The 17,852-nt window shown below is 48.4% G+C and carries 20 protein-coding genes; 16 read left to right on the top strand and 4 right to left on the bottom strand.

The window, feature by feature from the left end; genetic code table 11:
- Window positions 1–231 precede the first annotated feature (231 nt).
- On the top strand, window positions 232–561 hold the full coding sequence (locus Q0257_RS05840; protein WP_298022772.1) for a hypothetical protein: 330 nt from the start codon (window positions 232–234) through the stop codon (window positions 559–561).
- Between the two features lie 226 nt (window positions 562–787).
- Here Q0257_RS05840 and ftsY read toward each other — a convergent pair whose 3' ends face one another.
- Together ftsY and Q0257_RS05830 are read right to left on the bottom strand one after the other, a co-directional pair.
- Window positions 788–1,651: a signal recognition particle-docking protein FtsY gene (gene ftsY, locus Q0257_RS05835; protein ID WP_298022769.1), complete on the bottom strand. Its 864-nt coding sequence runs from the start codon at window positions 1,649–1,651 to the stop codon at window positions 788–790.
- Window positions 1,651–2,232, bottom strand: a complete 582-nt coding sequence (locus Q0257_RS05830) for a TlpA disulfide reductase family protein (RefSeq protein ID WP_298022766.1) — start codon at window positions 2,230–2,232, stop codon at window positions 1,651–1,653. Before Q0257_RS05830 ends, ftsY begins: the two co-directional genes overlap by 1 nt.
- Before the next feature lie 80 nt (window positions 2,233–2,312).
- Here Q0257_RS05830 and Q0257_RS05825 point away from each other — a divergent pair, with 80 nt between their 5' ends.
- The 6 genes from Q0257_RS05825 (at window position 2,313) to Q0257_RS05800 (ending at window position 7,063) form a co-directional block, all read left to right on the top strand.
- Window positions 2,313–2,930 (top strand): 5-formyltetrahydrofolate cyclo-ligase, encoded by a 618-nt coding sequence (locus Q0257_RS05825; RefSeq protein ID WP_297883084.1) that lies wholly within the window; start codon window positions 2,313–2,315, stop codon window positions 2,928–2,930.
- Window positions 2,863–4,416: a ribonuclease Y gene (rny, locus tag Q0257_RS05820; RefSeq protein WP_297923524.1), complete on the top strand. Its 1,554-nt coding sequence runs from the start codon at window positions 2,863–2,865 to the stop codon at window positions 4,414–4,416. Before Q0257_RS05825 ends, rny begins: the two co-directional genes overlap by 68 nt.
- A 10-nt stretch (window positions 4,417–4,426) precedes the next feature.
- Window positions 4,427–5,008 (top strand): lipid-binding SYLF domain-containing protein, encoded by a 582-nt coding sequence (locus Q0257_RS05815; RefSeq protein WP_298022762.1) that lies wholly within the window; start codon window positions 4,427–4,429, stop codon window positions 5,006–5,008.
- 479 nt (window positions 5,009–5,487) lie between these two features.
- A complete protein-coding gene (locus Q0257_RS05810) occupies window positions 5,488–6,051 on the top strand; it encodes a DedA family protein (protein ID WP_297944239.1) in 564 nt (187 codons plus the stop codon).
- Between the two features lie 2 nt (window positions 6,052–6,053).
- Window positions 6,054–6,785, top strand: a complete 732-nt coding sequence (locus tag Q0257_RS05805; RefSeq protein ID WP_298022760.1) for a ribonuclease domain-containing protein — start codon at window positions 6,054–6,056, stop codon at window positions 6,783–6,785.
- Complete coding sequence (locus Q0257_RS05800) at window positions 6,782–7,063, top strand: barstar family protein (protein ID WP_298022757.1); 282 nt, start codon at window positions 6,782–6,784, stop codon at window positions 7,061–7,063. The genes Q0257_RS05805 and Q0257_RS05800 overlap by 4 nt, the downstream gene beginning before the upstream one ends.
- Before the next feature lie 99 nt (window positions 7,064–7,162).
- On the opposite strand, the gene Q0257_RS05795 is transcribed toward Q0257_RS05800, so the two are convergent.
- Complete coding sequence (locus Q0257_RS05795; RefSeq protein WP_298022754.1) at window positions 7,163–7,606, bottom strand: hypothetical protein; 444 nt, start codon at window positions 7,604–7,606, stop codon at window positions 7,163–7,165.
- A gap of 377 nt (window positions 7,607–7,983) precedes the next feature.
- Entirely contained in the window at window positions 7,984–8,361 is a 378-nt protein-coding gene (locus Q0257_RS05790; RefSeq protein WP_298022752.1) for a hypothetical protein, read from the bottom strand.
- Window positions 8,362–8,498: 137 nt separating this feature from the next.
- Between Q0257_RS05790 and gap the strand changes: the two genes are divergently transcribed.
- From gap to Q0257_RS05745, 9 genes are all read left to right on the top strand, one after another.
- The gene (gene gap, locus Q0257_RS05785; protein ID WP_298022747.1) at window positions 8,499–9,503 is read left to right on the top strand and encodes a type I glyceraldehyde-3-phosphate dehydrogenase; all 1,005 of its coding nucleotides are present in this window, start codon (window positions 8,499–8,501) and stop codon (window positions 9,501–9,503) included.
- A gap of 1 nt (window position 9,504) precedes the next feature.
- Window positions 9,505–10,713, top strand: coding sequence for a phosphoglycerate kinase (locus tag Q0257_RS05780; protein ID WP_298022744.1), 1,209 nt, complete (start codon window positions 9,505–9,507; stop codon window positions 10,711–10,713).
- A complete protein-coding gene (locus tag Q0257_RS05775; RefSeq protein ID WP_298022741.1) occupies window positions 10,713–11,405 on the top strand; it encodes a triose-phosphate isomerase in 693 nt (230 codons plus the stop codon). The genes Q0257_RS05780 and Q0257_RS05775 overlap by 1 nt, the downstream gene beginning before the upstream one ends.
- A gap of 316 nt (window positions 11,406–11,721) precedes the next feature.
- Window positions 11,722–12,549 carry an enoyl-ACP reductase FabI gene (gene fabI / locus Q0257_RS05770; RefSeq protein ID WP_298022738.1) on the top strand — a complete coding sequence of 276 codons (828 nt, stop codon included), beginning with the start codon at window positions 11,722–11,724 and terminating at the stop codon, window positions 12,547–12,549.
- A gap of 22 nt (window positions 12,550–12,571) precedes the next feature.
- Window positions 12,572–12,916: a hypothetical protein gene (locus Q0257_RS05765; RefSeq protein WP_298022736.1), complete on the top strand. Its 345-nt coding sequence runs from the start codon at window positions 12,572–12,574 to the stop codon at window positions 12,914–12,916.
- A 256-nt stretch (window positions 12,917–13,172) separates the two neighbouring features.
- Window positions 13,173–14,522 (top strand): 3'-5' exonuclease, encoded by a 1,350-nt coding sequence (locus tag Q0257_RS05760; RefSeq protein WP_298022733.1) that lies wholly within the window; start codon window positions 13,173–13,175, stop codon window positions 14,520–14,522.
- Window positions 14,512–15,366: a DNA ligase gene (locus Q0257_RS05755; RefSeq protein ID WP_298022730.1), complete on the top strand. Its 855-nt coding sequence runs from the start codon at window positions 14,512–14,514 to the stop codon at window positions 15,364–15,366. The genes Q0257_RS05760 and Q0257_RS05755 overlap by 11 nt, the downstream gene beginning before the upstream one ends.
- 52 nt (window positions 15,367–15,418) lie before the next feature.
- Window positions 15,419–16,408: a UDP-glucose 4-epimerase GalE gene (gene galE / locus Q0257_RS05750; RefSeq protein WP_298022727.1), complete on the top strand. Its 990-nt coding sequence runs from the start codon at window positions 15,419–15,421 to the stop codon at window positions 16,406–16,408.
- A gap of 81 nt (window positions 16,409–16,489) precedes the next feature.
- The coding region (locus Q0257_RS05745) for an oligosaccharide flippase family protein (protein ID WP_298022723.1) at window positions 16,490–17,852 on the top strand (1,363 nt) is incomplete at its 3' end.

Below are 17,852 nucleotides of genomic sequence, written 5' to 3'. Positions count from 1 at the left end.
GCGAGGTGATGTTCGGCAGCGGCGGGATTTTATATGTGTTTTGGTGCGAGCAGACGCGGGTGAGCGCGTTTTTTATGCAGTGCACGTGAGTAAAATTTAGGAAATGTGCGCAAATGGACAGACGGATGATCACGGCGAAAATAAAAAAAAGGGGCGTGGTATTTTGACGATTATTTTAAGTCGCTTCGCAAGAATGAAAACGAAATAGCAAAGCCTATCAGGCGGTTTGTCTTGGATCCGAAAAGGTATCTGTTTAATACGAAAGAGACCCTTCACGACGCCGTTTTGACTGAATTTAAATTTGGCATTTTAAAAAACGAAGATAGACTGACGATGAAATTTTTATCGCCCTACCGAGATAGAAATTTTAAATTTGTTTTCAAAAACGTCCTAGCCGTCCGCTTCAAAACGGACGACAAGAGCTTTAAAAATAACGATCTGATAGTTCATCAATTTTCGCTAGAGCGGGGAGGCGTTTGCGAGTATGACTTTATCTTTGCGAGCGGGCAGAGGATAACCGTGAAATTTAAGCAGCTTGAGATCATTGAAGAATTCTTGTAAGCACGCCGCGTTGCGGGCGGAGGGATTTTACGTATTTTGGTGCGAATGGACGCGGGTGGGCGCGTTTTTTATGCAGTGCTGAGCTAAATTTTGTAAAATTCTAAATGAAAATCGTAAAATTATAAGTAAAATTTATTCTAAGATAATCGAGCGGCAAAATTTGACGAGCATTTCGGCGCGTAAAATTTAAGCTTATTCGGCGAGAATATGTAAATTTACGCAGAGCCTAAGCGTAAATCCCATCCACAAGCGTCTCTACGAACTGATCCGAGTTAAATTCCGCCAAATCTTCCATCCGCTCGCCCACGCCGACGAAAAGTATCGGTAGCCGCAGTTCGCGCGCTATGGCGAAAAGTGCGCCGCCCTTGGGCGTGCCGTCGAGCTTCGTGATGATGATGCCGTCGAGCTTCACGATCTCGTTGAATGCCCTGGCTTGCGCAACGCTGTGATTGCCCTGAGTGGCGTCGAGCACGATGATCTTGCGGTGCGGTGCGCCGCTTTTTGCGCGGTCGCAGATGCGCACGATCTTCTCTAACTCCGCGGCTAAATTTTTCTGATTTTGCAAGCGTCCTGCGGTGTCGATCAGGACACGATCGATATTTTTTGCACTTGCCGAGCTTACGGTGTCAAACGCCACGGCAGCGGGATCATGTCCCTGCGCGGTCGCTACGATCGGTAGATTTAGGATCTGCGCCCATTTGCGCAGCTGCTCGACCGCGCCCGCGCGAAAGGTGTCGCATGCGCCCAAGATCACGCTTTGGCCGCTATTTTTATATAAATTTGCAAGCTTTGCGGTTGTCGTAGTTTTGCCCGCGCCGTTTACGCCGATAATGAGCTCTACGAACGGCTTCTCATCTGCGGCTTTAGCGATTTCGTAATTGAAATAGCTCTTTAAAACGCCCTTAAGATCGTCTTTTGCGACTAGCTTTTTTGCGGGCAGTTTTTCTAAAATTTCCTCTACAAGCTCGTAGCCTACGTCGGCTTCAAGCAGCATCTCTTCTAAAATTTCTTTTGAAATTTTATCTTCGCTTTTCGCGCCCCGCATTGCGTCTATGGTCTTGCTAAGCCCTTTTTTAAAAAATTCGAACATCAGAAAATTTTCTCCAATTCGGTCATTAAAATTTCTTCCGGCATCAGCCCGAAATACTGCGCGCTAAACTCGCCTTTTTCGTCGTAGATCACTATATACGGCACTTCGTTTATGCCGCCTAGCGCCTTTGTAAAAAAGTCCGTCCCTTCGCCGTAAGCGATCGCGTAATTTACTTCGTGCGCGCTTGCGTAATTTTTTGCATCGTCTAAATTCGTATCACCGATCATCACGCCGATGATATCAAGCTTGCCGGAGTAGGCTTGTTTGGCGGCATTTAGTGCGCCTACCTGCACGGCGCAGGCGTCGCACCACGGCGTAAAAAACGCAAATAGCGTCACGGTGGAGTTGTTATCGATATGAAAGCCTTGCTTTGTCTTTTGCATATTTAAAATTTTGCCGTTACTTAGCTGAAGTGTAAAAGGAGCGGTATAATCGACCTGGATTACGGCTTCGGTTTCGGACTGCGGCTGCGTGGCGTTGGCCTCGGTCGGGGTATCGCTTGATTTTTTATCCTCATCATCGCCGCAACCCGCAAGAAACAAAACAGCCGTAAAAAGTGCTAGAAAAAAACGAAATTTCATAATAAACCTTAAAATTTAATCGCAAGATTATACAAAAACTAGCTAAAATAAGCGTTAAAATTTTATAAAAGGCTTAAGCCATGCAAAAGAATGAATTTAGAGCAATTTGCAAATCGCGTCTAAAATCTCACGCCGCGCGCGCGGCTAGATGTGAGCATTACGCACTTTTATGGCGGCTGGAGCGGCTGATAAAATTTTTAAAAGCACGTAAAATTTTAATATTTTTGCCGATGAGCTACGAGCCGAACGTTTTGATTTTAAGAAAAAAGCTATCAAAAAGCTGCGAATTTTACGTTCCGTTTATGGTGGATATTAGCTTAAAAATGGTAAGATTGCGCCAGCCTTTTAAAATTTCACGCTTTGGGCTGCGGCAGACGCTTCCACAAAACGGGTATTTTAAGAAGGTCGATCTAGCCGTGGTTCCAGCTATCGGAGTGGATGGCGCAATGGCTAGAATAGGACATGGGAAAGGATTTTACGATATGTTTTTTTCAGGTCTGAAGCTTAAGCCCGCAATCGCGTTCGTGAGTATAAAAGACTGCTTTTGCAGCGAAATTTTATCGCTTGATCACGACGTAAAGGGCGATTTTTACATAACTCCGAGCCAAAATTACCTAAAAAGAGGAAAGTATGATAGAGATTTTAATCGCCTTGTGCGCTCTTGCGGTGGGCGCTGGCATAGGATACTTAGTAGCTAGAAAGATCAATAACGCCAACTACGATTTCTTCGTCGAACAAGCTAAAGCTAAAGCCAAAGCTATAGAATTTGAAGCCGAGGGCATCTTGCGAAATTCTAAAATTTCGGTGCAGGAAGCTGAGTTTGAAGCTAAGAAAAAATACGAAGATAAAGCAAGCAAACTGCAGAAGGAATTTAACGTTAAATTTGACGAGCTCGGTAAAAAGGAGCACGCGCTTCTAACCGAGCAAGAAATTTTAAAAGACAGCAAAAAAGAGCTCGAAAGCGCCAAAAAAGAGGCTAAATTCCTCTACGAAGAGGGCTCAAATTTAAAGAAAAGCTATGAAGAGAAGCTAGCCGAAGCGCTTAAAGTTTTGGAGCGCGTGGCGGGCTTTACTCAGGATGAGGCGCGCGCGCAGGTGCTTAAGAAAGTCGAGGAGCAAAGCCGCACCGACATTGCTCACATAGTACGAAAGTATGAAGAGGAAGCCAAAAAAGAGGCGCGAAAAAAAGCGAATTATATTTTGGCGCAGGCTACGTCGCGCTTCGCGGGCGAGTTTGCGGCAGAACGGCTTATCAACGTCGTAAATATCAAAAATGACGAGCTTAAAGGCCGCATCATCGGCAAAGAGGGGCGCAACATAAAGGCGCTTGAGATGACTCTTGGCGTGGACGTTATCATCGACGATACCCCCAATGCGATCATCGTAAGCTCGCACAATCTCTACCGTCGCGCCATCGCCGTTCGCGTCATCGAAACGCTTATCGAAGACGGCAGAATTCAGCCTGCGCGCATCGAAGACATCTACAAAAAAGTAAGCGACGAATTTGAAGCCAGCATCGCTGAAGAGGGTGAAAATATCGTAATGGATCTAGGTCTTAGTAAAATTCATCCGGAAATTTTAAAACTCATCGGCAAGCTTAAATTTCGCGCCAGTTACGGACAAAACGCCCTTGCGCACAGCCTTGAGGTCGCGCACCTTGCGGGCATCATCGCCGCAGAAACGGGCGGAGATCAAAAGCTAGCCAAGCGAGCGGGCCTACTTCACGACATCGGCAAGGCGCTAACTCACGAATACGAGGGCTCGCACGTAGATCTGGGCGCCGAGGTGTGCCGCCGCTACAAAGAGCATCCGGTGGTGATAAACGCGATCTACGCCCACCACGGCCACGAGGAGGCGACTAGCGTAGAAAGCGCCGCGGTCTGTGCGGCAGACGCGTTAAGCGCCGCGCGCCCGGGCGCTAGACGAGAGGTGCTAGAGAGCTATCTAAAGCGCGTTAGCGACATCGAAGCGATCGCGATGAGCAAAACGGGCGTCAAGCAAGCCTACGCGATCAACGCAGGTCGCGAGATTCGCGTCATCGCAAATGCTAAGCTTATGAATGACGACGAGGCGGTTTTGGTGGCTAAAGAGATCGCTTCGGATATCCAAGATAAGGTCCAATTCCCGGGCGAGATCAAGGTTAACGTCATACGCGAGCTTCGCGCGGTCGAGATAGCCAAATAAGGAGTATGAAATGAAAAAATTTATAATCGCTTTATTTTTGCTTTTTAGCGCGGCATTTGCCGAGGATGAGCTCATCATTGATAGCGCGAGCGCTTATTCGTCGGTGATGCGCACGAACGCGCAGTATAAATACCTAGCGCAGCAAGCCCGCGCGATAGTGATATTTCCGAGCGTTAAGAAGCTAGGCTTCATCATAGGCGGCATGTATGGCGAGGGGATCATCATTTACAATGACGACGGCGCGCATAGCGTTAGCGGCGCTGAGATCAGCAGCGCCAGCGTAGGACTTCAGATCGGCTATGAGGATAATTATCTAGTTATTTTCGTAATGCATGACGATGTGATCCAAAAAATGAGAAATTCCCAAATCACGCTTTCGGGCGATGCGACGGCGGTCGCGGGCAATTACAGCGCGGACTCGGGCGCACTAGACGTACTAAATCAAGATATGTACGTCTTTACGAACAAAGGCGGATTATTCGCTGGCGTGAGCCTGGGCGGTTCGGTGCTGGAGACCAAAAATGACCGCGCTTTTGATCCAAATACTGAGGGCTATGCGCTTTTGATGCGAGTAATTGGCGCAGATGAGTAAAATTTAGCTAGAAATGCTAAGGCGCATAGCTTAGCGAAAAATTTTGCTTTATGAGCGTTTTATTAGCGGCTTGGAATTTTGCTCGCGTAATTTCTGCAGAATAATAGACTTAGGTGCGTAATTTTATTGCAATTCGCGGGGTGGGAGGCATTTGAAGATATCGCGTAAATCCTTCGTAATTCGCAAGTTACTTTGAATTCTAAAGAAGTCGAAATTTTGTCATTAAATTTATAGTCGCAAAATTTTACCGCTAAATTTTGCGGTGATTTTACTTGATGCCTAGAAATTTTATTTTAGAATTTCGCTTGATATTTTGCGGCGAAATTTTATATTTCGCGACAGCTGCTCGGAATTTTAATTTAATGTCGCAACAAAATCAAGTGGCGTCGTGGGATGTTGGAGTGAAGCTTTCGCGCCGAATTTTAAAGCTGCTTTAGTCAAAATTTATAGAATTTTATACGATCTAATGAAAGGATTTGATGGAATCGATGTTTGCAAACCTCCATACGTGGGGGTATCTGATACTGTTTTTATATTCGCTGGGCGGAGGATTTTTGGCGCTTGCGGCGGCGGGCGTGCTAAGCTCGGCCGGCGAGCTCAATATCGTTTTATGCATCGTAATCGCCTGCATATCGAACTTCATAGGCGATTCGGGGCTGTTTTTAGTAAGCCGCTACAATAAAAAAGAGATCATGCCATATCTGCGCAAACAGCGCCGCAATCTCGCTCTGGCACAGATTTTGTTTCGTAAATACGGCGACCGTATCATTTTGATTAAAAAATTTATCTACGGCCTCAAAACCCTCGTGCCGATCGCGATTGGTATTACAAAATATTCGTTTTTAAAATTTAGCGTCATCAATGCCGTAAGCTCGCTCATTTGGGCGCTTGTGGTGGGGTTACTGAGCTATTACGCGGGCGATTTCGTGCGCGGGCTCTATGCGCATGTCAAGGACGCGCCGTGGATCGCTCCGCTGGCTCTAGGCGCGATAGTAGCGGCGATCGTGCTCTATTTTCGCTTCGCGACCCGCAAAAGAGGCTAGCGGTGGCAAAAAAGCTGATCCCGCTCGCAATTTTTGCAGCACTTCTTTTGGCGCTAAATTTCATCTCCAATTCGCGCAGCCCCGCGGCTAAAGATGAGCGGATTTTTACCTCCAAAACCCTGGATGCTGCGTCGCGTAAAAGCGGCGTGCAAAATTTAAAAAGCAGCACCGATCGTAAAATTTCAAGTTCCGAAAATCCTGCAAGCAGCGCCGACGCAAAAAATGAGAGCGGCGCAAGAAGCGCAGACGGCGGGGCAGATCTAGGAGATTTAAAATCTCATCCGCAAGTAAACGAGTCCGCCGCCGTAAATCCTAAAGATGAGGCGGACGCTCACAGGCGGCGCAGCGCAGATTATGAAGCTTCGGACTCTCAAAATCCAGACGCAAATTCTAAAAATCAGCTCGCGGACGAGCCCTGCATAAGCAGGGAGTGCGTGAGCGCTCATATCCGCCGTACGGGCTCTTTGCCGCAAAATTTTATCACGAAAAAGCAGGCCGGTGAGCTTGGCTGGCAGGGCGGCGATCTGTGGCGATACGCGTGCGGCAAGAGCATCGGCGGCGATCGCTTCGGCAATTTTGAGCGCAGACTACCTGATAAAAAGGGGCGGATCTGGCGCGAGTGCGACATCGAGTATCGCGGCGGTCCGCGCGGCGCGAAGCGGCTGATATTTTCAAACGACGGGCTGATCTTTTACACCGCCGATCATTATGAAAGCTTCGAGCGCGTGCAATGAGTTTAAATTTTAAAACGTGCCGCGCCGCAAAGATCATCATCGACGGCGCAAAGATTAGGCGCAAAGATCAAATTTTCGCGCTATTTGCCGCGGCACTAAATTTCAAGCCCGAATACATCGCAAATTTAGACGCGCTTTACGACGCGCTGGGCGAGCGAGGCGGGCAGGTTTTTGTCGTCATCAAAAGGGGCGGAATTTTAAAGCTAAGGCTGGGCAAATTTTATGATATTTTGCTGGATGTTTTGCGAAACAGCGAGGCAAAAATTTTAATACTATGAGTTTGTGCGGCAGCCATTCCGCTTTAAAGCTAAATTTTGCCGAGGCAAAGGTAGGTTTGTTTCGGCGCAGTTTCGAGCGTGCCGTTAAATTTGCGAATTTTATAGCTTATTAAAAGAGGCGATTTTAGAAATTTCGCTCACAAAGCTCACGCGGTCAAATTTAAACTCAAGCCCATACTGCCAATCTTTGCGGCGCGGGTTTTTAAACTCGTAAAGCTTAACCGTCTCCGTTTCAAATTTAATCTTAAGCGTGAGATACCAGCAGCTCCAGATCCCGCACGGACAGCCCAGTAGAACGACATCTCGCTCATCTTGCGCCAAATCAGCCTCAAGCGCCGCGCGTAAAAATAGCTCCTCAAAATCGATCAAGTTTAAGTAGGCGTAGCTTCCCACGATGCTAGCTTGCCCCTCTTTCGCCACAAAGCTTTGCTCGCGCCGTTTAATCAGCTCAAGCAGTGGCTCGCCGTTTATCGCAGCGACGACTTCGGTAAAGCTTTCACCCTCAATTTCGTAATCGTTTAGGTAAAATTTAATGCTATCCATGCGGCAATCTCGCTAAATGATCTATTTTACGCCGTATTTGCACCGGTCTGCTAAAATTTCAGCGCAGTTTATCGAATTTGAAGTGAAATTCGGTTTAAAACTAAAAATTCGTGGGTAGAGCGCAAATTAAATGGAGATTTTAAAATTTAGATATTTCGGGTTTGCGAAGCTTGCTTTTGGCAAGCGAGAGCTTAAATTTACAAAAAAGCTTGATTTACGTAGATGAAAGAAGCGAAAATAAAAGGTTAAATATTATTGCAGATCAAAGAGATCGAAACGAGGGTTAAATTTTGCTATGGATAAAGAAGTCGAAATTTAGAAATGAGGGGTTAAATTTAATTCGCTTTTTAGGGCGCTTAAATTTAACCCCGCCGCGGCTACATCATTTCGCCGCTTTTGTGCTCGTGCTCGGTGTAGGTTACCGGAATATCCTTCTTGCCTTTTCCCGGTGTATACACTCCCTCTCCGCGTTTGAAAAGAAGCTCGATGCCTTCGTCGTTCGTAAGCATTATGCCGCTTGCGGAAGCCGCGCGTTTAAGATTATGCTTTTTGCCTTTTTCGTCGGTTAACACGCCCGTTGCGAACATATCGTTCGAGCTAAGGCTGATGCGCTTATCTCCGGTCTCTCCGAGCAGAAATACGATCGTATGCGCTACAGGCTCTTGCTTTTGCTGCGGAGCCGTATCGGCCTTAGGTTGGCTGCATCCGCTTAAAATCGCGATTGCCGCTAATGACGAGAATACAATTCGTCTCATTTTTTCTCCTTTAAAAAAAGTTCGCGAATTATATAGCCAAAAAGTAAATCCTAGATTTCGCGACTTTTTATTTAATCAAAGATTAACCCAAATTTAGTAAAATTCCAGCTGAAAACATCCCAAATAAGGAGAACCTTATGGCAGTAAAAATCGCAATTAACGGCTTTGGAAGGATCGGTAGGTGCGCGGCTAGAATTGCGCTAAGCAGGGACGATGTGGAGCTTGTGGCGATCAACGATACCGCTAAGCGCGAGCTTACGAGATACCTGCTTCAATACGACACCGTTCACGGCGAGTTTCGTAAAAAAGTAGAAATTCTAAGCGACGAATGCATAGCCGTAGACGGCAAAAAAATCCGTGTCTATTCCACCAGAGAGCCTGCGGAGCTTGATTTTGCGGGCGATGGTGCAGAAGCTGTGCTTGAATGTACTGGTGCGTTTTTAACGAGCGAAAAATGCAAGCCGTTCATAGATAACGGTATCGGCGTAGTCGTAATGAGCGCGCCTGCCAAGGATGATACGCCTACTTTCGTAATCGGCGTTAATGAGGGCGCTTATGCAGGACAGCGCGTCATCTCAAACGCTAGCTGCACCACTAACGGTCTGGCTCCGATTGCAAAAATTTTAGACGATGAGCTTGGCATCGAAAAGGGTCTGATGACGACGATTCACGCCTATACACATGGACAGAGTCTAGTCGATGTAAAAGCCAAGGATTTTCGCCGTTCACGCGCCGCGGCTCTTAATATCGCTCCGACTACGACGGGTGCGGCAAAAGCGATTAGTAAGGTACTTCCGCAGCTAAGCGGTAAGATGCACGGAAAATCTGTGCGCGTGCCGGTAGCTAACGTTTCGATGGTTGATCTAACGGTGCTAACGCGCAAGCAGACGAGCGCCGAGGAGCTAAACGAAATTTTCCGCCGCTATGCCGCTAAAGAGATGAAAGGAATTTTGCTCGTAGACGACGATAGCCGTGTCAGCAGCGATTTTTGTACTTCAGAATACTCCAGCATCGTAGCTAGCGACTGCACGCAGGTAATTGACGGCAATCTGATAAAAGTGATGAGCTGGTATGACAACGAGTGGGGATATAGCGAGCGCCTCATCGATTTAGCCCTATATGCGGCAAAAAGAAGGAAATAAGATGGGCGAAATTCTTTCGATTAAAGATTTGAAATTTAAAGACGGCGCGCGCGTTTTTATCAGGTGCGATTTTAACGTGCCGATGGATGAGTTTTGCAATATTACGGACGATCGTCGCATCCGTTCGTCTATCCCTACGATTAAATATTGCTTAGACGAGGGCTGCGCGGTAATTTTAGCCAGCCACTTAGGACGCCCGAAAAACGGATACGAAGAAAGACTTAGCCTAAAGCCTGTGGTAAAGAGGCTATCTAGGCTTTTGGAACGCGAGATAAAATTTGTCTCTGATGTCGCGGGCGAGGAAGCTGGAGCTGCGGTAAATTCGCTTAAAAAGGGCAAAGTGCTTCTGCTGGATAATCTGCGCTTTGAAAAGGGCGAGAGCAAAAACGACGAGGCGCTAGCTAAGAGGCTCGCAAGCTACGCGGAATTTTATATCAACGATGCTTTTGGCGTATGCCACCGCGCGCATGCTTCGGTGGAGGCGATTACGAAATTCTACGATGAGGCGCACAAGGCGGCGGGATTTTTGCTGCTAAAAGAGATAAAATTTGCCAAAGACCTTATTAAAGATCCTGCGCGTCCTTTCGTAGCCGTAACGGGCGGTAGCAAAGTAAGCGGCAAGCTTCAGGCGCTTAAAAATTTACTTCCTAAAGTCGATAAGCTCATCATCGGCGGCGGCATGGCATTTACGTTTTTAAAAGCCGTCGGATATGACATCGGTAATTCGCTTTTAGAGGAGGATCTTATATCTGACGCACTAAATATCTTGCGCCGCGGCAAAGAGCTTGGGGTTAAAATTTATATCCCTGTCGATGCCGTCGCAGCTCCGCAATGCTCGCAAGATGCCGTTACAAAAAAGGTTACCGTCCAAGAAATTCCAAGCGATTGGATGGGGCTAGATATCGGGCCTGCGACCGTAGCGCTTTTTAAAGAAGCCCTAGACGATGCGCAAACGATCTGGTGGAACGGACCGATGGGAGTTTTTGAGATCGATAAATTCGCTCGTGGTAGCCTACATATATCGCACGCGATCGCAGATAGCGACGCCACGACCGTAGTGGGCGGTGGCGATACTGCAGATGTTGTCGAACGCGCGGGCAACGCCGATGATATGACTTTTATTTCTACCGGAGGCGGCGCGAGCTTAGAACTCATCGAAGGCAAGGAGTTGCCGGGCGTGCGAGTGCTTACTACTAAAATGGAGCTGTGATGATACTAGCAGCGAATCTTAAATGCAACCATACCCGCGCTAGCTTTGAGCGGTACGCTAAAGCTTTAGATGAAGGCTTATCGGGCGGAATTTCGCGCGAGGATGAAATTCTAGTTTTTCCTCCTGCTAGCGCATTTTGCACGGGGGTGAAAAATTTTACTCAAGGCGCGCAAAATTTCTATCCTGCCGCGCACGGCAGCTTTACGGGCGAGATCGGCGGCGATATGCTGGCGGAATTTGACATCAAAACCGTTCTTATTGGACATAGTGAGCGGCGCGCTATTTTGGGCGAGAGCGCAGAGCTGATAAGAGAGAAATTCAGTTTTGCCGCAGCGCAGGGCTGGCGCATCGTCTTTTGCGTCGGCGAGGACGAGGCGGCATTTGCGCAAAACCGCAGCGAGGATTTCGTAGCGGCACAGCTTGAGGGTATCGATCTGAAATATCCGAGCTTAGTACTAGCCTACGAGCCCGTCTGGGCGATCGGCACGGGCAGAAGCGCGCAGTGTGAGCAGATCGAAAGAATGCTAAATTTCTTGCGCGCTAAAAGCCCCGCGCCGCTACTTTACGGCGGCAGCGTGAATGCTGAAAATATCGCAAAAATTTGCGCGATAAGAGGCTGCGGCGGGGTGTTAGTGGGGACGGCGAGCTGGGACGCCTCGAAGTTTTTGGAGCTTATACACGTCGTCTCGTGAGCGTCTTTTAATGAGTTTGAAATTTTAAGTCCGCGACAGGCTATGCGCCTAGTCTTGATTTAAAATTTCTGCATAACATTAAAATACATCTCACGATACTGCCGCTATCGAATTGCATTTAAAATTTGGCGTTTCGCGAGATTTTGAGAATTTTAATTTATAGAATTTTAAGTCAAATTGCGAAGGATTTTGAGATGATTTTTGGGGCTTTGCAGTTAAAATTTTGCGTAGGCTAGACATATAGTCTGCCGAGCAAAATTTTAACAAAATCGCCAAAAAGCGCTCAAAAGCCAAGCAAAATTAGAAAGGAGAAATAATGATTTTAAAAGGAAAAAAGGGCCTCATCGTCGGCGTCGCTAACGCCAAATCCATCGCTTACGGCATCGCCGAAGCTTGTCACGCGCAGGGTGCGCAGATGGCGTTTACCTATCTAAACGACGCGCTGAAAAAACGCGTAGAGCCGATCGCGGAGGAGTTTGGGAGTAAATTCGTCTACGAGCTTGACGTAAATAACCAAGCCCACCTAGACGGTCTTGCGGATCGCATAAAAGCGGATCTTGGCGAGATAGATTTCGTCGTGCATGCAGTGGCCTATGCGCCAAAAGAAGCGCTAGAGGGCGAGTTTGTAAACACTACAAAAGAGGCCTTTGACATTGCGATGGGCACGAGCGTTTATTCACTGCTAAGCCTCACGCGCGCGGTACTTCCTGTGCTAAAAGAGGGCGGCTCGGTCCTTACTCTCACATATCTTGGCGGACCGAAATTTGTGCCTCACTACAACGTTATGGGCGTCGCAAAAGCAGCTCTTGAAAGCTCTGTGCGCTATCTCGCTCACGATCTTGGCGCGCGCGGTATCCGCGTAAACGCTATCAGCGCGGGCCCTATCAAGACGCTTGCCGCAAGCGGAATCGGCGATTTTAGGATGATTTTACGCTACAACGAGATCAACGCGCCGCTCAAACGCAACGTCACGACGCATGACGTCGGCAACAGCGCGATGTATTTGCTTAGCGATCTAGCTAGCGGTGTGACCGGCGAGGTGCACTACGTCGACTGCGGCTACAACATCATGGGCATGGGCGACGTAGCGACCGACGCCGAGGGCAACACGATCTTTGCGTGGGATGCGGGCAAGACCGAATAAGCGGCATGCAAAAAGGCTAAATTTGACGCGCGCAGTTTTTTACGACGATAGTCATAGGCGGATAGCAGAGGGCGGCGTAGAGGGCATCGCCGCCGTTTTGCGAGGTGATGACGAGGCCGAGAAAGCCTCGCTTTTGTTGTGTCTAGATTATTACCTTGATCCCTACTACGGCTGCACGCTGGCGCATGAGAGCGAAATTTTCGCCCTTTTGCAGGAGCTGCTTCTGAGCGAGCGCTCACAAGCCATCAGAGACGATATTTTGCAGCTTCTGGGCGATTACTGCGGCGATTTTAGCGTGCTGCGAAGCAGGATTTGCGAGGCGTCCGGCGAGCTTTTGCCGGGTATCAAGCGCTTGATCGAAAGATAAATTTAACTACCGGCACGCTTTTGCTCACGGTAATTGCGTCGCGGCGAGCGGTAGCGAAATTTGCCGCGCCTCCGCGCACGCCCCTTTTGCCGCGAAAATACGGCAGCGTAAAATTTTAAGATTGGAAGCGGCGATGAGAACCTTGGATGAGCGAGGAGCTAGGTCTAGCGAGCATACCTAAAAACGGCATGGAGATAGAGGATTATTTCAGAGCCGTTTTTGAAAAAAGCGGTAAAAGCCGCCAGGAAGGAGCTTAATGAAAAAGGATTATATCTGCGTATTCGACTGCGAGACGATCCCCGACGTAGCGGCGCTGGTGCGGGTGCTGGATGAGGACGCGATCGCGGGCTGCTTCGAGTCTTTCGATAAAAAAAGCTTCGCAAAGCTTCTTGACGCGCAGCTCTCGCAAAAGATCGGCAGCGAGAAGCAAAGCGCGTCTTTAAATTTTGCTGTAAATTCGGCGGAGCAGAATTTTAAAATAGAAAATTCCGAGCAAAATTCTGCACCGCAAAGCTTTACGCAGCAAGACGTCGCGTCTCAAAGCTTCGCGAGTGAAAATTCTGCTGAAAATTTAGCGCAAGAAAATTCTGTAAGCGAAAATTTAGCGCCGCAAAATACGGCGCTCAAAAATTCCGCGTCGCTAAATTTAACCTACGACGATACCGCGCCTCAAAGCTCCGCGACACAGGACGCCGCGATAGAAAATTCCACGCTCCGAAGCCCTGCGTCTCAGAGCTTTGCGGCGAAAAGCTCTACGCTCCAAAGCTCAAAGAGCGAAAATCCCGCTTCAAATTCCGCGCAAGACGCCGCGTTAAACGCGCTAAATTTTAAAATTTACGGCGAGCAATTGATCTTTAACGCGGATAAAAGCAAAATTTTAAACCACAAATTGCTCTCGCTTAGGGCGATGGAGATTTTCAAAGAAAAAACCGGCAGCGAATTCTTGCCCGTCTGCTTCCATCGCGTCGTTAGCATTAGCGCCGTGATGGCGGACGGATTCGGCAGGTTTTTGCGCGTCTCGACGCTTGATGGCGAGAGCGAACGCGATAAAATCGCAAAATTCCTAGCCTTCATCGAGGATTTTAATCCGCGGCTCGTGAGCTTCAACGGGCGCGGGTTCGATCTGCCGATGATTATGGCGCGCGCGATGTGTTACGATCTAAGCGCCGCGGCGTATTTTGAGACGAACGATCGCGATAACAACAAGAGCAAATGGGAGAACTACCGCAGCCGCTACGACGGGCGGTTTCATCTGGATCTGCTCGATCACATCAGCGATTTTGGCGCCGTTCGCGGGCTCAAGCTCGATCATATCTGCGCCAGCGTGGGCTTGCCCGGCAAATACGACGTGCACGGCGATCAGGTCCTGCAGCTGTATTACGGCGGCGAGCAGGCCAAGATAGACGAGTACTGCAGATCCGACGTGCTCAACACCTACTGGCTGTTTTTGAAATACGAGCTTTTGCGCGGTAAGATCACCAAGGACGATTATCTGAATTACATCGCGGTGATGGGCGAATTTTTGCAAAAAGAGAGCGCGGGCATGAGCTATACGCCCGTTTTTTGCGACTTTATAGAAAGGGAGCTAGCGGCATATGCGAAGTGAAATTTTTAAAATTTTAAAAGGCGCGATTTTGGGTGCGCTGTTTTTGCTCTGCGGCGCGGTTGCGGATGAGGCTAAATTTAAACCGATGCTGCTTAAAGAATACGTTCCCGGCATGAATATCACGGGCTGGGTCATCAGCGAGAAGCTAGACGGCGTGCGCGCGATCTGGGACGGCAAAAATCTGCGCTCCAGGCGCGGCAAGATCATAAACGCCCCCGAGGGCTGGAGCGCGGGCTTTCCGCCGTTTTTCGTCGACGGCGAGCTATACACGGCGCGCGGGGAGTTTGAGCAGCTCGTCTCGATCGTCTCTTCTAGCGTGCCCGATGAGCGGTGGAGCAGGGTGAAATTTTACGCGTTTGACCTGCCGAAAGAGCAGAAAAACCTAAGCGCGAAGATGGAAATTTTAAGAAATTTTATCGCTTCAAGCGGCGCGCAAAATTTACTCATCGTGCAGCAAACTCCGGTAAGTACGCATGCCGACGTGCAGGCGTATTTTGATCGCGTTATCGCAGCAGGCGGCGAAGGCGTCGTGCTGCGCGATCCAAACGCGCTTTATGAAAGCGGCCGCAGCGATAAAATTTTAAAATACAAAAAGACGCACGATAGCGATTGCAAGGTCGTAAAAATCAACCCCGGCTACGGCAAAAACGAGGGCAAGATGGGCTCGCTTAGCTGTGTAGATCTACGTAGCGGGGTGAAATTTAAAGTAGGCACGGGCTTTAGCGACGAAATGCGGGCAAATCCGCCTAGGGTGGGCACGATCATCACCTATCAATACCAAAATTTAACCCGCGAGAAAAAGCCGCGCTTCCCCGTATTTTTGCGCGTGCGACCGGCGATTTAATCTAAGGGGCTATAATCGCGTGTTTTGATAAATTTGATCCGAAGGAGAATAGATGAAAATTTTAATCACAGGCGGCGCGGGATACATCGGCAGCCACGTCGCAAAGGCGCTTTTAGAAGCAAACCGCCACGACGTCGTCATACTGGATAATCTTTGCAAAGGCTCGATGCGAGCGATCGAGGCGCTTCGCAAGATAGGCGAGTTTGAGTTCGTGCAGGAAAGCCTAGAAAACACCCCTGCGATCGAGAAGCTTTTTAAGCGCGAGAAGTTTGACGCGATCATTCACTTTGCGGCGTTTATCGAGGTTTTTGAAAGCACGCAAAATCCGCTAAAATACTATCTAAACAACACCGCCAACGCGATGAATTTGATCGCGCTTGCGAATAAATACGGCGTGAAAGACTTTATCTTTAGCTCCACTGCGGCGACTTACGGCGAGCCAGGCGTCCCGCAAGTAAGCGAGGAAACTCCGCAAAATCCGATCAATCCGTACGGCAGAAGCAAGCTGATGGTCGAGTGGGTGCTAAAAGACGCGGCTGCGGCAAATCCGAATTTTAAATATGGAATTTTGCGCTACTTCAACGTTGCAGGAGCCGCTAGCGACGGCACGATCGGGCAAAACTACCCGAACGCGACGCATCTAATTAAGGTAGCGACCCAAACTATCGTCGGTAAGCGCGATAAGATGAGTATTTTCGGCGATGATTACGACACCAAGGACGGCACCTGCATCCGCGACTACATCCACGTAGAGGATCTTGCAAGCGCGCATCTAGCGGTGCTTGATTATCTGCAAAGTAACGACAGCGCGGTCTTTAACGTAGGCTACGGCACGGGCTTTAGCGTAAAAGAGGTCGTCAATGAAGCTAAAAAAGTAAGCGGCGTGGATTTTAAAGTGCAGATCGCTCCGCGCAGAGTGGGCGATCCTGCCTGCCTCATCTCAAACGCGGATAAAATTCGCACCAAAACTTCGTGGCAGCCTGAGCACGAGAGCCTGGATGAGATCATCCTAAGCGCGCTTAATTGGGAAAAGAAGCTCTAGGCTCTAGCGTGAAAGTGCGATTTGAAATTTTAAAATTTTACTCTGCCGCGTTTAATAGCGGCGAGCGAAAGGAAGCCTTGTTTGCTTAAAATTCTAAACGCCCCCGAAGCCGCGCAGCGTAAGCTCGGCGTCGTGCTATCGTATGTAAATATCTTTGTTTCTACGATACTTACTTTGGTTTATACGCCGTTTTTCCTGCGGGCGCTAGGGCAGAGCGAGTTTGGGCTATATTCTTTAGCGAGTAGCGTTATCGGCTATTTGGCGATTTTGGATTTAGGCTTTGGTAACGCCGTGACGGTCTATACCGCCAAATACACCTCAAGCGGCGAAGTGGAGCGCATGCATAAGCTGCACGGAACGATCTTTAGTGTGTATTTAGTGATGAGCGCGGTGATCGTGCTTGCAGGAGCTGCGCTGCTAGCCAATCTGCACGCGATTTTTGGCGCTAAGCTAAGCGCTAGTGAGATGGGCGAAATTCGCATTATGCTAATGCTACTAACTGCAAATTTAGCGATTAGCTTTCCTTTTAGCATCTATTCGTCGATCCTTACGGCGCATGAGAATTTCGTATTTATCAAGCTAATTGGGATCTTTCGTACGATCGCTCTGCCGCTAGCTGCGGTGCCTGCGCTACTTTTGGGATATAAGGCTATCGCGATCGTAATCATCGCTACGGCGGTAAATTTAATCTGCGTCGCGGCAGATTTCATCTATTGCAAGAGCAAAGTCTCGCCCGTGATAAGCGTGCGAAATTTCGACGCCTCCACGCTTAAGCAAATTTTTGGCTACTCGTTTTTTATATTTTTAGGCATCGTAGTCGATCAAGTAAACTGGAATGTCGATAATTTTATCTTAGGCGCGGTTGCAGGCGCTACAGCGGTCTCCACGTATGCCGTAGCAAGCACGATAAATGCCACTTTCGTCACGCTTTCGCTCACCATTAGCGGCGTAATGCTTCCTAAAATCGCCAAAATGGTCTCTGCAAACTCCACCGATTCCGAGCTTAGCGCAGAATTTATCAAAATAGGCAGGCTGCAATTTTACGTGATATTTTTTATCGCGTCGCTTTTGGTGATTTTTGGACGAGAGTTTATCGTGCTATGGGCTGGCGCAAATTATGAAATTTCATACGCAATCGCGCTTATTTTGGTGCTTCCAGTAAGCGTGCCGTTGATTCAAAATTTAGGCCTAGCCGTGCTTCAGGCAAAAAACAAAGTTAAATTTCGCTCAATCGCCGCGTTTTGCGTCACGCTCGTAAATATCGCTATTTCTATCCCGCTAGCTAAGGCTTACGGTGGCGTGGGCGCTGCGTGCGGCACGGCTTTTGCGATTACCTTGCTAAATATCTGCGTGATGAATATCTACTATGCTCGTGTAATCGGACTTGACATCGCTAAATTTTGGCGAAATATCGGCGCGATGGTAGTAAAATTTGCTCCTGCAA

This window comes from uncultured Campylobacter sp. (assembly GCF_938018035.1).
Taxonomy (GTDB): Bacteria; Campylobacterota; Campylobacteria; order Campylobacterales; family Campylobacteraceae; genus Campylobacter_B.
This window is presented reverse-complemented; position numbering and strand designations above follow the sequence as displayed.

Bases quoted from the DNA above. Each gene is read 5' to 3' on its own strand.
- Q0257_RS05815 (WP_298022762.1), top strand. From the start codon at position 4,427: ATGAAAAAATTTATAATCGCTTTATTTTTGCTTTTTAGCGCGGCATTT.
- Q0257_RS05760 (WP_298022733.1), top strand. From the start codon at position 13,173: ATGAAAAAGGATTATATCTGCGTATTCGACTGCGAGACGATCCCCGAC.
- Q0257_RS05830 (WP_298022766.1), bottom strand. From the start codon at position 2,232: ATGAAATTTCGTTTTTTTCTAGCACTTTTTACGGCTGTTTTGTTTCTT.
- Q0257_RS05780 (WP_298022744.1), top strand. From the start codon at position 9,505: ATGGGCGAAATTCTTTCGATTAAAGATTTGAAATTTAAAGACGGCGCG.
- rny (WP_297923524.1), top strand. From the start codon at position 2,863: ATGATAGAGATTTTAATCGCCTTGTGCGCTCTTGCGGTGGGCGCTGGC.
- galE (WP_298022727.1), top strand. From the start codon at position 15,419: ATGAAAATTTTAATCACAGGCGGCGCGGGATACATCGGCAGCCACGTC.
- Q0257_RS05810 (WP_297944239.1), top strand. From the start codon at position 5,488: ATGGAATCGATGTTTGCAAACCTCCATACGTGGGGGTATCTGATACTG.
- Q0257_RS05825 (WP_297883084.1), top strand. From the start codon at position 2,313: ATGCAAAAGAATGAATTTAGAGCAATTTGCAAATCGCGTCTAAAATCT.
- Q0257_RS05790 (WP_298022752.1), bottom strand. From the start codon at position 8,361: ATGAGACGAATTGTATTCTCGTCATTAGCGGCAATCGCGATTTTAAGC.
- Q0257_RS05800 (WP_298022757.1), top strand. From the start codon at position 6,782: ATGAGTTTAAATTTTAAAACGTGCCGCGCCGCAAAGATCATCATCGAC.
- Q0257_RS05795 (WP_298022754.1), bottom strand. From the start codon at position 7,606: ATGGATAGCATTAAATTTTACCTAAACGATTACGAAATTGAGGGTGAA.
- ftsY (WP_298022769.1), bottom strand. From the start codon at position 1,651: ATGTTCGAATTTTTTAAAAAAGGGCTTAGCAAGACCATAGACGCAATG.
- gap (WP_298022747.1), top strand. From the start codon at position 8,499: ATGGCAGTAAAAATCGCAATTAACGGCTTTGGAAGGATCGGTAGGTGC.
- Q0257_RS05755 (WP_298022730.1), top strand. From the start codon at position 14,512: ATGCGAAGTGAAATTTTTAAAATTTTAAAAGGCGCGATTTTGGGTGCG.
- Q0257_RS05775 (WP_298022741.1), top strand. From the start codon at position 10,713: ATGATACTAGCAGCGAATCTTAAATGCAACCATACCCGCGCTAGCTTT.
- fabI (WP_298022738.1), top strand. From the start codon at position 11,722: ATGATTTTAAAAGGAAAAAAGGGCCTCATCGTCGGCGTCGCTAACGCC.